Below are 12,085 nucleotides of genomic sequence, written 5' to 3'. Positions count from 1 at the left end.
TGCATATGAAGACCACGTACCTCTCCAGTCTGATCAAGCAGCTGGAATATTACAAAATGCTCGGCGAAAAGGCGATGGCGCAGGTGCCGGACGACATGCTGTTCTGGCAGTACAACGCCGAGAGCAACAGCATCGCTGTCATTGTCAACCACCTGGCGGGCAACATGCGCTCGCGCTTCACTGATTTCCTGACAACGGACGGGGAGAAGCCCTGGCGGAACCGGGACGCAGAGTTTGAAAACAAATTTGCCAACCGGGAAGAATTGATGGCCTACTGGGAGAGCGGATGGCAGTGCCTGCAGGAGACCGTCGGCCAGCTCAGGGAAGAGGACCTGGAGCGTATCGTCTACATCCGCAACGACGGGCATACGGTGACCGAGGCCCTGAACCGTCAGCTGGCGCACTATCCTTACCATATCGGGCAGATCGTCTACATTGCCAAGATGGCGCAGGACGGGCAATGGACTTCCCTGTCCATTCCGCGCAACCGATCATCGGCCTACAATGAGCGGAAGTTCACGCAGACCAGGGGCAGGCGTCACTTCACCGAGGATTTGTAGCCGGGCATTACTTACAGGACCGACCATTACCCAATAGCGGATGGATGTAGAAGCACTGTCGGATTTTACCAATGGCTGGCTGGAGGCCTGGAACAGGCAGGAGGTGGGGCAGCTGCTCTTTTACTACCGGCCAGGATGTTTTTATGCGGATCCCGCCATACGGCAGGGACTGTGGGGGAAAGACGCCCTGGCAGCTTACCTGGAAAAATTGTTTGTCCGTTTCCCGGGCTGGCGGTGGGAGGCCCGGGAAGTGTGGCCCACCGAGCAGGGCTTTGTGCTGAAATGGCTGGCCGATTTTGGCGAGCGGTACCCTGGCATCCGGGAGACGGGGCTGGACCTGGTGGTGCTTCGGGATCAGTTGATCGAGCGCAACGAGGTCTGGTTTGACGGGTCCCGGCTGATGAAGAAGCACTAGCCTGGCAGGCAAGGGACGGAGTGACAGCCCATCGGCCCGATCCGGCGCTGCCGGACCGGTTAAAAACGTAAAATTATCTTTTCACAGAACACGCGAATTAGATGGAAATACATTCGATTGATTCTTTTCTGGCGTATTACGAGCGGGTCCGAGAGCGGACATGGCGGGTCGTTGAGCTTGTGCCCCCCGAACACATGGAGTGGGCTTACAGGGCAGGGAAGTTCAGCATCGCCGACAGTATCCGGCACATCGCCGCCATTGAGCGCCTCCTTTACGCTGAAATCGTGCAAGGCAAACCCAGCCGCTATGACGGCTGCGGAGCACACCTGGCAGCGGGCTATGATGACGTGCTGGCCTTTTTTCAGCAGATGCATGAGGAGACCGTGGCCATCCTCCTGGAACTGACCGATGAGGACCTGCAGCGGAAGTGCGCCACACCGGGCGGAGGCGAGATCAGGATCTGGAAATGGCTGCGGGCAATGGTCGAGCATGAAATTCACCACCGGGCGCAGCTCTACCTTTACCTGAACATGCTGGGGGTGCGAACGCCCCCCATGTTCGGGCTGACGGAAGAACAATTAAAGGAAATGACCCTCCGCTGAGGAAAGCCGGTTGGGCAACGGGCAGGCATCGCTGTACAAGCAGTATCCAGGCCTGTCCGGCCAGCATGCTGTTTACTATCAAAAACAAAATAAAATGGAATTCAGAGTAGCCTATGATCGGGCGCTGCAGGCGCTGGAGCGCTCACCCGAGGAAGCAGTCACGCTCTTTGAACACGGTACCCTGAGCCTGGAGCTCTACCGACCTGTTGGCGATGACCGGCAGACACCGCATGAAAGAGACGAAGTATATATCGTTGCCAGCGGAACGGGAACATTCCAAATGGAAGAGGCGGAGGTGCGCTTCCAGGCCGGAGACTTTTTATTCGTGCCGGCCGGGGCGTCGCACCGTTTTACGGAATTCACCCCGGACTTCAGTACCTGGGTGCTGTTTTACGGACCGCGGGAAGGTGAGCGGGGGACGTTGCGCAACCTCCTGGGTTAACAGGGGCAGACCAAATGACCGGCCACCTCGGGCAATCTAGTGGTACAATGGGTTTAGTTTGTGTCACAACGTACGCTTTATTAAATGCATCCGCTTAGCAGTAAGGATTGAGTCCAACAGGGCATCATTTGCTGTTGCGACAGCAGGCCCTTGTGGAAACATCCGGCAGCAGTGCTTCTTCATTCGCCATATGCTTCAGGTCCAGGATATAGCTGGCCGCCTGGAAGGCCTTGGCAGCGGCGTAGATGAGCATGGTCTTGTCCTCCCGGAGCCGGCTGATCCAGCCCTGCAGGTAGGCCACCGAGTTCTGGAACATGGCCTCCTTTATCCCGGTGAAGGCGCAGAGGAAGCTGGCACCCATCTCGGCCACCAGTTCCTCCTTGCTGTAGGCCTCGTCCCCGAAGCGGTTGCCCTTCTCTTCTCTTGAGAAACGGTTGAGACGCGCGTGGTGGCCAGTGGCGTGGATCAGCTCGTGGAAGAGCGTGGCGTGATAAGCCTCCGGGGAAAGGAAGCGGCTGGGGTCCGGTACCTGCACCTTGTCCAGGGCTGGCGCATAATAGGCTTGTGATCCCCCATGCAGGATTTGTGGGCGCGGCTGGGGGAAGCGATCCACCACTTGCCGGCAGGAATCGATGACTTGCTGCTCGGACCGCTCAGGCATGGCTGGCAGCCGGAAGTCCACCCCCTCCACCTGGTCGATGTTGAACACGGTCCAGATGAAGGGGACAAACCTGCTGCGGGGATGGTCATGTCCCGCGGCCGGCTGCGCTGCTGGCTGCTCCTGTTCTTTTGCCTCATAGATCTTCCAGTAGACGATCGGGGTGCCTTTCTGGCCTTTTCTAATGCGTCCGCCCAGTTCCTGCGCCTGTTTAAAGGTGATAAAGTAAGGCGCTGCGTAATTGTTTTGCTCAGTGACATAGTGGAGGTAGATGGCATTGAAGCCCTCGTAGGGACGGCCGGAGCCGTAGTTTTTTGGGAGTCCGTACGAGCTCCAGGGCTTTTGCCAGATGGCCTGTCCCTGCTGTAGCTGCGCGATGATTTCGTTTGTCACCTGCTCGGCCAGGCGGTTGAATTTCTGATAGGCGTTCATAAGCTTGAATTTTAATTGAGGAAATTGAATGGATGGAAAGCAGGGGCCGTGAACGGCCCCTGTAAAGAAAGAGGGGCTACAGGAGCCCCTCGTCTGCCAGGGAGTAGTACCCCTCGCTGGTGAGGATGATGTGGTCGAGGACAGCGATGTCGAGAAGCTCCCCGCCCTGTTTGATTTTTTTGGTCAGCTGCAGATCGGCCGCGCTGGGTTTGAGGTTGCCCGAAGGGTGGTTGTGGGAGAGGATGATACCCGAGGCGCAGGCTTTGAGGGCGGCGGCGAAGATGAGCTTGGGGTCGGCCACGGTGCCGGCCACGCCCCCGGTGGAGACCTCGTAGATTCCCAGTACCCGGTTGGCCCGGCTCAGCAGCAGCACCTTGAACTGCTCGACGAACTCGAGCTTCCCGGTGTCCCAGCTGGTTTTGAGTACCTGGTAGGAGTCCGTGGAGCAGGTGACCTGGGGCCTTTCGGAGGATTTTACTCTGTTGCGGTAAGTGAGCTTGATCTCGGCTACTCTGGCGAAGGCGGATGTTTTAGTGTTCTTTTCCATAATCATGACGTTTTAGTGTGAGGAAATGGATTATGGTGCCCCACTCGCCTTCGGAGCCGGACTGAAGGCAAGGTGGAGGCAAAGAAAATGCGGAGGGTCCGCCGCAGGTGGATACCCCTTTTGTTTGGACGACCTTGTCCCTGTGTCCGGACCGCAAGGCTACCTTTGCGCCAAACCAATTGTCGTTGGATCTTGCCTTATTGATGGCTTTGAGGATGGGATCTAAAGGAAAGCTATCGCTCTTTCGACTTCTGTTGATGGCTATGCCCTCTCAGCAATGTAGGATAGGTTTTACATGTATCTGCCTTGGGGCGTAAGATGTGTTATAAGCTTCTGCAAAAGCCGGATATTGCTTGATTCAGGATAAAATCTTGAACTCAAGTGCAGCCTGTTTTCTAGGTTTTCGGCTAAAAACAATTTTTTACAAGCAGGGTTCACCTTGTGAAAAGAAAGGAAGATAACAGGGCATCTTTCATCTGTAACCAAACAAGATAATCGATGGCTGTAGAAATTATCACCAAGCAAGACCTGCTTCAAGCCCACCGGCAACTACTCGAGGACCTGGTAAGACTGGTCGGAAAGCAGCAGGCTGAGGCACCGAAGAAAGTGCTCAAGTCCGCCGATGTGCGGCGCATGCTGCAGGTATCACCCTCTACACTGCAGAAGCTACAGGTGGAAGGTACGTTACCCTCGGTCAAAGTCGGAGGCACGCATTGCTATCGCTCAGAGGATATCTCCAAACTCCTGAATGGAAAGGGGAAGGCATGACATTGGATCTGCCTCTTAAGGGTGTTTACAGGCAAGCGGGGTGACGGACGCCTTTGTCTCCCGCACCTGTTCCGCTTACAAGGGCTACTGGCCAGTGCTGTTGCGTTGGAACATCACCCTGGCGCAGCAGCAAACTAAAGGCTGTGGGGATCCAAAGTGATTCAGACGCTCTCTGATGACATAGGCAAGGAATTTCCGGACCTGTAGAGCTTCTCTTATCGGAACTTGCTGTCTATACCGCAGGTTGCCTCTGTTTACCCCGGCTCTGAATTTACGCAACAGCCGGTTGCGCAATTGCCTTGGGCACACCACGTGGTGTTGCTGGATAAGGTGAAGGATGAGCAAGATCGGCTCTCCTAAATTCGCCAACCATTGAGAACGGCTGGTCCAGAAATGTGTTGAGCCTGCAAATCAAGTCCAGCCTTTACCAGCGGTAAGGGGAAAGCCTGACCAACTTTAATCTGAAGCTCCTGGCACTTGAATCAGACCTGGCCCGGGAAATGCTAAAAGGCCCGTATATCTTTGACTTTCTGAGCCTGACCGAGGACTACCAGGACAAGGGCCCGAAGAGTGGTTTGACACAGCAGATTACCAAGTTCCTGCTGGAACTGGGGGCTGGCTTGGCCTTTGTGGGCAGGCAGTGCTGCAAGGGTTCGTTCTCGCTGCCCTTGTACCATTAATAAAATTCCTGGTTAGCTTTAAGCTATGGCTTTAATCATTTTACTGGCCAATTCGGCCAATTAGCGGCCAATTCCAGCCAGTTCATATTGAAAGAGCTGGAGTTGATAAAAGGCAGAGCCACCGGGATCTCTATGATAAAGAGGATACTGGAAAGCAACGGTTCTCATGCGCCTACTTTTAAAACAGACGATGAGCGGTCTTTTTTCGAGGTAGAAATCTTCTGCCATCCAGCTTTCCTGGAGGATAGCTTAGTCGGCAACGACCAAGTTAGCGACCAGGCTGGCTACCAAGCTGAAGAAGAGCCTGCAACCAGAGCACATGAAGGTTCAACATAATACGTTAAAACCGGCTAAAAGAAGATATTGAGAAAATTGCTTTAAATATAGCTTTCACTCAGTATTACAATAGTCCATTTCTTCTATGAGGTTGACAGACGACGCCTTTACTCTTGTCCCTTTTCGTTTAGCTCCGCCATAATTTCTGCAAAGAGTCTGGTGGATTTCAGGCGGTCATTTATATCGTACATCGTCGACACAGTGATCAATTCATCCACGCCCGTTTCTTCCAGAAATTCCTGGATCTGCGTTTTTACCTTTTGCTTACTACCGACAAAGGAATATCGGAGCATTTGCTGCAGCGTTGGATGCTGTAGTATTTCCTTCAACTCGTCAGTCATCTCGGTTGGTGGGTGTAAGGGGGCTCTGGATCCTGTTAATACCCCCACAAACATGCGGATCAGTGAAGTGAACAGTTTTTGGGCTTCTTCATCGGTATCGGCAACGATCACATTCACCCCGGCCATGGTATAGGGTTTTTCTAAAGAAGCAGAAGGCTGGAATTCCTGCTCGTAGATCCGTAAGGCGTTGTGTAAATGCGTGGATGCAAAATGGCTGGCAAACGCGTATGGCAGTCCCTTTTCAGCCGCTATATGCGAACTATCGGTCGTTGAGCCCAACACATAAATAGGGACATTAGTACCTTCTGCGATAGGCGCCCTTACTTTTGCCCCTTTATTATCTATGGAAAAATACTGCTGAATCTTTTCTATTTCCCGGGGAAAGGCATGGGCAGCCTCCATGAAGTCGGATCGGATAGCACGAGCTGTAGCCTGGTCGGTGCCAGGCGCCCTTCCAAGGCCCAGGTCAATTCTGCCAGGGTATAAATGGGCCAATGTGCCAAACTGCTCGGCTATAATCAAAGGGGAATGATTGGGAAGCATCACACCGCCTGAACCTATCCGGATGGTGGTGGTGTTTTCGGCCACGTAACCCATGAGCAGTGATGTGGCGCTACTGCCAATGTTATCGGAGTTGTGGTGCTCGGCAAACCAAATGCGTTTGTAGTTGTGTGCTTCCGCTTCTTTTGCCAATGCCAATGAATTATGCAGTGTCTTTTGTATGGTTTCCCCCTGCGATACAATGGCAAGCTCTAAAATGGAATAAGCAGTATTATGATTCATGGTATTCAATTTGTATTTGTTTTTGTTAACCAGGTACAGTTGATTATGACCGATTAGCTGGTTAGCTCTGTCTGGTATGCGCGATGTTCCCGGTTCTACACGGTGTCAACCAGAAAGAACGTGTCAGACTTGGCTTCTTCGGCGAGCTTCGCCTGTTGGATATAAAAATCAATGCGCTCGCTGGCGTCAGCCGGCATAGCAGGACGCTGCCAGTCCATATAATCCCACCCTCGTGCTAAGAACTCCAACCTTGTCTCCGGCTTTTAAAAACGGGGGTAACACCATGTGAATTATTTTTTACCCGTTACGACTTTCATATGAAGTAGTTTGTGTCTGTGCATCTTTTGGATATTTCTTCCGGAAAGGTGCGTGTTTATATAGCAAACTGTGCCCATACGCTTCGGTCATAGGCTCATTATTTGCTGCTTATTTATGATATTGTGTCGGAAATGAAAGCAGAAACGGGTTTTGGAAGGACTAAAACATTATTTAAGAACAGACAATGCGGCGCGTATTAACTAACTGGCGAGTTTACCTGCTCTTTATACCAGGCATCCTGGGAATCGTAATACTGGAATTTTCGCTCTTTAATGCGAGCAATCACCGCCAAAGCTTCTCGATAGCAAATATGCTGTGGGTAATCAATCTGCTTTTGATTGTGACTGTACAGGCCTACCTCACCGCTTCCTTCGATAAAGCCACTCTCAATAAGATCGGCTTGCCTACTCTTAACGCTGTTTTGCCAGTGCTTTACTTTGTTCTTTACTTCTTGTTTGTGATTAGCAAGGCTGTAACCACCCCGGCTTCTCCAGCTGCTGCTACGCTGGGGCCAGTGCGAAGTGTAAACTTAGGCTTATTTAACACCGTTATTTTCATTCTGCTCCTTTACTCGGCGATCAGTTTCCTTTTTCTGAACAACTGGCTGGTTAAAAGGCGCATTTTAAGAAACCAGGACCCAGTGGTGCGCATGGAGTTGGCAAAGAACTACTTGGTTCCAATGAAGCGGCTAGTCAAGGCTGCCGTTGTGGTGGTAGTTGGCACATTTCTTTTTTGGGTCTTCTTCGATATTATAAGGCTTACCATTTAGCGTTATGCAACGAATTCAGCACTTCAGGTACGTTTTTTTAAAGATGGTTCTCCAGCCGTGAGACATAAAAAACTTCATTTGTTCAGCCTTGTAAGGTGCCAGCATCGATCGTAGCTCACCCTGCAGGTCGTCCTCATCTAGCCACAGCTCCTCGACTTCAGGTGAAAGTATCACAGGCATGCGGTCGGAGACGGGTCTCACAAGGTCATTCGCTTACATCGTGTTGGCAATGAAGGTAGTGCAGCTTTCACCGCTCAGTTAACAACAACTGGTAGTTCGCGCACGCTGAGGAACCGGATGCTTTCCAGATGATAATAAAATTCCGTATGGCTGGGGATAGGTCCGCAGTATCTGGCAAGAGTAAAAGAAAAAAAATTTTAGTGTATTTCTGGACCGGTGGGGAGGGTCCGTAAGCGCCGACGCGAGGCGGTAATGGCTCGCAGAGAAGGCCGAACGGAGCAACGCCTGCTGGAGAACGGAGGTGCACTGCGATTTAAACAGGCGCTTGATAGGCCGTTCCTGAATCACAACCGCGGAATGGTCATACGGCCCTGGACGGATTTGCGGGAGATTTAGTTGAACTGTCAGGTGCTTGTTAAAAACCGGAATGATCACACCTTGTGCTCTCTACAAGCACGATGCCTCTGGAAAGCGGCGTTTAGTGTCATGCTACTTTAAATGTCACTAAACGCCGCACGGTTATTATTGTATGGACAATACTTTATCTCTTGCCAGGAGACAGGCCCCCATGATGCCTGCTTTTCTTCCGAGACGGGACATCTTGAGTTCCGTGTCGGTGCTGACAAGGCTTAAGGAATACTTATTAATCGCGGCTTTGATTGGAAGCCTGATATAAGCATCTGTTTCTGCCAATGCTCCTCCCAGAATGATTAATTCAGGATTAAACAGGTTCATGATCGCTGCGATTCCGCGTCCAATTTTTTCACCTGCTTCGGAGATAATCTCGATAGCCAGCATGTCGTCGTTCAGAGCGGCATGAATGATATGCTGGAGATTGATTTTGGCTATATCACCGACCGTATTGGTGACGATACTTGTGGCTCCCTGTTTCAGCCTTGCCTTAAACTGTTCTGTGATGGCAAGGCCGGAAGCCTCTGTTTCTAAACAACCCTTCTTACCACAATGGCAAATGATATCATTCGCTAGCAGCGGGATGTGCCCAAACTCCCCTGCGAACCCTGATTTCCCATAATACAGTTTCCCGTCTATCATGATACCCATTCCGATGCCTTCATCTATGTTGACGAAGAGAACACTTTTTTCTGATGTAACGACACCACTGTAGAATTCACCGAAAGCCATGCCCCGGGTATCATTTTCAAGGTAGGTATGGATACCTATTCTATTCCTGATTATCTGGCTGAGAGGTTCCTGATGTAAATGGAAGAAGCTATAGCTATAGCCGGTTTTATGGTTCACTCTGCCAGAGATATTGACACATGCGGCTAAAATTTTATCCCTGGGGACAGTAGTCGAGTCGATGAACTCCTCGATCTTAGAGCACAGTTGATCAAGAGACTCATTTGAATTCTCCAGATGAAAGGGAATGTCCAATTCTATTTTCAGAAACTTTTCAGAGAAGTCCATTAACCCGATGTTAATAGACTCTCTTTTAACCTCCACCCCTATAAAATGAGCCGAAGAGGCCTCCAAGCCATAGATGTTAGGCTTTCTGCCAATCCCAGCGTTGCTTTTCCCGAAATCACGAACCAAGCCTTCGGCCATCAGCTCTGTGATAAGCTCATTGATCTTTGGGGTGCTGACATTGAGTTGTCTGCCCAAATCAGCTAAAGTAGCGTTTCCCTGAGTGGATAGGATTTCCAGTACCTGCTTTTTCAACAAGGTGTTTTTATAGGAAACGCCACTCATCTCATCCTGCTGCAACTCCTGAATAAGCGTACCTTTTAACCCTTTTCTGTATGACATTCCTTTAAACTTCTAAACAATGGTAAATATGTACAGCAGAGACGGTCTGCTGTTGATTCATAACATAAAGATAATACGGAAATGTATTTAAATAAATTTAGCCAGTCTATTTTTGATTAAAAATTAATTTATATAAATGACAATAATTATTAAAAAAAATTAAAAACAATTTGGAATATATAGAATTAATTTTTTAATTGATCCAACATTAACGCGAAGGTATGCATTCGAAATTTACACTGATCCTCTTATTGCTGTTAATTACTGGTTGTAAGCGAGCCTCAGAGAGCAGGGGCAGCCTAAAAGAGCAACAGTTGGTCGTGTCAGCTTCGGCGGACAACGATATTGTAAAGCTACTGCTTAAGAATCAGCTTGATTTTCTGCGTTTGGAGAGTGCAGAAGAGGCGATAAGTAAAGCAGGCGAGCATGATGCTGTCCTCCTACTGGCCGATTCCTATCCTGCTAAACGTGTCCTTTTGAGTGAGAAATCCTTTGACAGGATTAAGAAGAAAAAACTAAAGGTGTTCCTGGAGTACCCTGCCAGCCTTCCCAACATGGTGCTGTCTCCAGAAACCAGACGCATAAAATTAGAGAGAGGCGTCATCAATACATCTAAGATCTCCGGGCTTGATTCGCTCGAACTTCTAGGGGTAAACGACCATCAGTTTATACCATTACAGGCAGCGGGCAGTCCGCTTATCGTGTTGGGGAAAGTAGCGGGGTACGACAAGGCTGATTATGGTCTGCAGGACGTAGAGGCTTTCCCGCTGTTATTCAGGCATCAGGGGATGTTAGTAAGCCCAACAAAGCTGAGTGATGCCATCACATCCCGGTTCGGGCCTGCAGACTCCTGGTCTAAGGTGTGGGAGTTCATTTTAAGGGATTTGCTCCCGGCAGATGCGATTACCCTGCGGCATTGGCCCCAGGAAGTCAGGCCTTCCTACGCGAAAGAGCAGGCGCTTCCTGCGGACGCCTACGAACGCTCCATCCTGAAAGGTTCAGATTGGTTTTACAAGGCTCGCTTGTTCATACATCCAGAATGGAAGGAACTGTTTGAGAAGAGAACTTCGAAAAACGGAATCGAGGTGGTGCACCCACCGGTAGGACCTGCTCAACCTGTTGGTGATGGGAGTCTGGGCATATTAGAAGGGCACGCCTCCTTCATTCAGGCAGACGGGTCCCAGCCCTACCGTTGGTGGCTTCGGGCAGATTGCCAGGCGGAAGTGGCGTTTTCCCTTAGTTCGGCGGCAAACATGCTGGAGAGGGACGAATACAAGGAGACAGCGAAAAACTTATTACATCACCTTTATAAGGAGTCGAACCTGCGGGCTGGAGAGCGAAATGATCCACAGAGTCCATCTTATGGTCTGATTGGCTGGGCCACTACGGATCCGGATGCCTATTACGGAGATGACAATGCGCGTGCGCTCCTAGCCACCATCGGCGCCTCCGCCAACCTCGGGACCAGTGATTGGGACGCTTATATATTAGAGGGGATTTTAGGGAATTTCAGAACGGCGGGCAAAAATGGTTTCAGGGGCCCCTGGTTCAGAGACGCAGCCATGCAGAAGACGGACTGGCAGACCCTGGGCAATCGTGAGATCGTAAACGTCCATCCTCATTATGAATCCTGGCTATGGGCTTGTTACCTCTGGCTCTATGATAAGACGGGGTACGCTCCTTTGTTGCAGAAAGCCAAGGATGCCATTGCCATCACCATGAACCGTCACCCAGACTGGAAGTGGACAAACGGTATCCAGCAGGAATACGCACGAATGCTGCTGCCATTGGCCTGGCTTGTGCGCGTGGAGGATTCCCCGACGCATCGACAATGGCTCGCGCTGGTGGCAGACAAGCTACTGGAGGACTTGCAGGAGAGTGGCGCCATACGGGAGAAGCTGGGGAAAGAGGGACTGGGAAGATACGGACGTATCGCATCCAATGAAGAATATGGCTCTAAGGAGGCCCCTTTGATATCAGAATATGGCGATCCGGTCACCGACCTGCTCTATACCTTGAATTTTGCCTCATTTGCCCTGAATGAAGCTGCCGCCGCCACAAGCAACCCTTCCTATAGAGCAGCCTCCAATCGGATCACCGATTTTCTGGTGCGGATCCAGGTGAGCAGCCCTGTGCATGAAGATTTAGATGGGGCCTGGTTCAGGGCATTCGATTACGAGCGCTGGGATTACTGGGCCTCCAATGCGGACTCGGGCTGGGGACCCTGGGGCACCCTGACAGGGTGGACACAGAGTTGGATTATCAACAGCCTTATCCTTACGAAGGAAAAACAAAATTTTTGGGATAATACCAACGCTCGCTACAAAGGCAATGATCAATTCAGGCAAATGGCAAGGGAGAAAATCAACGCCATGCTCAAAGAAGGACAACCGGTAGGGAAACAATAGCATTCTCCAGACAGCATCAAATTCACTATCCATAGCAATCAAGCATAACCATCAATCCAAATGTCTACACTTTACACCT

General features: G+C 50.8%; 16 protein-coding genes and 1 pseudogene. 11 read left to right on the top strand and 6 right to left on the bottom strand.

Going from position 1 to position 12,085, the window contains the following annotated elements:
• The first annotated feature begins 5 nt into the window (after positions 1–5).
• The 4 genes from AC5FXQ_RS02355 to AC5FXQ_RS02340 all read left to right on the top strand — a co-directional run bounded on the left by AC5FXQ_RS02355 (position 6) and on the right by AC5FXQ_RS02340 (position 2,019).
• Entirely contained in the window at positions 6–560 is a 555-nt protein-coding gene (locus AC5FXQ_RS02355; protein WP_493600894.1) for a DUF1572 family protein, read from the top strand.
• A 40-nt stretch (positions 561–600) separates the two neighbouring features.
• Positions 601–975, top strand: coding sequence for a nuclear transport factor 2 family protein (locus tag AC5FXQ_RS02350; protein WP_493600893.1), 375 nt, complete (start codon positions 601–603; stop codon positions 973–975).
• A 101-nt stretch (positions 976–1,076) separates the two neighbouring features.
• Positions 1,077–1,577: a DinB family protein gene (locus AC5FXQ_RS02345; RefSeq protein ID WP_493600892.1), complete on the top strand. Its 501-nt coding sequence runs from the start codon at positions 1,077–1,079 to the stop codon at positions 1,575–1,577.
• A 94-nt stretch (positions 1,578–1,671) separates the two neighbouring features.
• Positions 1,672–2,019 (top strand): cupin domain-containing protein, encoded by a 348-nt coding sequence (locus AC5FXQ_RS02340; protein ID WP_493600891.1) that lies wholly within the window; start codon positions 1,672–1,674, stop codon positions 2,017–2,019.
• Positions 2,020–2,143: 124 nt separating this feature from the next.
• Here the strand turns inward: AC5FXQ_RS02340 and AC5FXQ_RS02335 are convergent, their stop codons facing one another.
• Together AC5FXQ_RS02335 and AC5FXQ_RS02330 are read right to left on the bottom strand one after the other, a co-directional pair.
• Positions 2,144–3,109 (bottom strand): ArdC family protein, encoded by a 966-nt coding sequence (locus AC5FXQ_RS02335; RefSeq protein ID WP_493600890.1) that lies wholly within the window; start codon positions 3,107–3,109, stop codon positions 2,144–2,146.
• Between the two features lie 76 nt (positions 3,110–3,185).
• A complete protein-coding gene (locus AC5FXQ_RS02330; RefSeq protein ID WP_493600889.1) occupies positions 3,186–3,656 on the bottom strand; it encodes a JAB domain-containing protein in 471 nt (156 codons plus the stop codon).
• 498 nt (positions 3,657–4,154) lie between these two features.
• Between AC5FXQ_RS02330 and AC5FXQ_RS02325 the strand changes: the two genes are divergently transcribed.
• From AC5FXQ_RS02325 to AC5FXQ_RS02310, 4 genes and pseudogenes are all read left to right on the top strand, one after another.
• Entirely contained in the window at positions 4,155–4,424 is a 270-nt protein-coding gene (locus AC5FXQ_RS02325) for a helix-turn-helix domain-containing protein (RefSeq protein WP_493600888.1), read from the top strand.
• Between the two features lie 219 nt (positions 4,425–4,643).
• A pseudogene (locus AC5FXQ_RS02320) lies at positions 4,644–4,784 on the top strand (PDDEXK nuclease domain-containing protein); the annotation flags it as partial.
• A 140-nt stretch (positions 4,785–4,924) separates the two neighbouring features.
• Positions 4,925–5,104 carry a PDDEXK nuclease domain-containing protein gene (locus AC5FXQ_RS02315; RefSeq protein ID WP_493600887.1) on the top strand — a complete coding sequence of 60 codons (180 nt, stop codon included), beginning with the start codon at positions 4,925–4,927 and terminating at the stop codon, positions 5,102–5,104.
• Between the two features lie 132 nt (positions 5,105–5,236).
• Positions 5,237–5,440: a hypothetical protein gene (locus AC5FXQ_RS02310; protein ID WP_493600886.1), complete on the top strand. Its 204-nt coding sequence runs from the start codon at positions 5,237–5,239 to the stop codon at positions 5,438–5,440.
• A gap of 107 nt (positions 5,441–5,547) precedes the next feature.
• On the opposite strand, the gene AC5FXQ_RS02305 is transcribed toward AC5FXQ_RS02310, so the two are convergent.
• Complete coding sequence (locus AC5FXQ_RS02305) at positions 5,548–6,564, bottom strand: LLM class flavin-dependent oxidoreductase (protein ID WP_493600885.1); 1,017 nt, start codon at positions 6,562–6,564, stop codon at positions 5,548–5,550.
• A gap of 95 nt (positions 6,565–6,659) precedes the next feature.
• On the bottom strand, positions 6,660–6,812 hold the full coding sequence (locus AC5FXQ_RS02300; RefSeq protein WP_493600884.1) for a hypothetical protein: 153 nt from the start codon (positions 6,810–6,812) through the stop codon (positions 6,660–6,662).
• A 254-nt stretch (positions 6,813–7,066) separates the two neighbouring features.
• Between AC5FXQ_RS02300 and AC5FXQ_RS02295 the strand changes: the two genes are divergently transcribed.
• Positions 7,067–7,651, top strand: coding sequence for a hypothetical protein (locus AC5FXQ_RS02295; RefSeq protein WP_493600883.1), 585 nt, complete (start codon positions 7,067–7,069; stop codon positions 7,649–7,651).
• Positions 7,652–7,666: 15 nt separating this feature from the next.
• On the opposite strand, the gene AC5FXQ_RS02290 is transcribed toward AC5FXQ_RS02295, so the two are convergent.
• A complete protein-coding gene (locus AC5FXQ_RS02290) occupies positions 7,667–7,852 on the bottom strand; it encodes an SOS response-associated peptidase family protein (RefSeq protein WP_493600882.1) in 186 nt (61 codons plus the stop codon).
• 231 nt (positions 7,853–8,083) lie between these two features.
• On the opposite strand from AC5FXQ_RS02290, the gene AC5FXQ_RS02285 reads away from it, so the two are divergent.
• Entirely contained in the window at positions 8,084–8,227 is a 144-nt protein-coding gene (locus tag AC5FXQ_RS02285; protein WP_493600881.1) for a hypothetical protein, read from the top strand.
• 126 nt (positions 8,228–8,353) lie between these two features.
• On the opposite strand, the gene AC5FXQ_RS02280 is transcribed toward AC5FXQ_RS02285, so the two are convergent.
• Complete coding sequence (locus AC5FXQ_RS02280) at positions 8,354–9,598, bottom strand: ROK family transcriptional regulator (protein WP_493600880.1); 1,245 nt, start codon at positions 9,596–9,598, stop codon at positions 8,354–8,356.
• Positions 9,599–9,819: 221 nt separating this feature from the next.
• Here AC5FXQ_RS02280 and AC5FXQ_RS02275 point away from each other — a divergent pair, with 221 nt between their 5' ends.
• On the top strand, positions 9,820–12,006 hold the full coding sequence (locus tag AC5FXQ_RS02275; RefSeq protein ID WP_493600879.1) for a hypothetical protein: 2,187 nt from the start codon (positions 9,820–9,822) through the stop codon (positions 12,004–12,006).
• Positions 12,007–12,085: the final 79 nt, after the last annotated feature.

The sequence above is a fragment of the Pontibacter sp. LHS1 genome (assembly GCF_058932855.1).
Note: the sequence above shows the minus strand (reverse complement) of the source record. Positions and strands in the feature narration are given on the sequence as shown.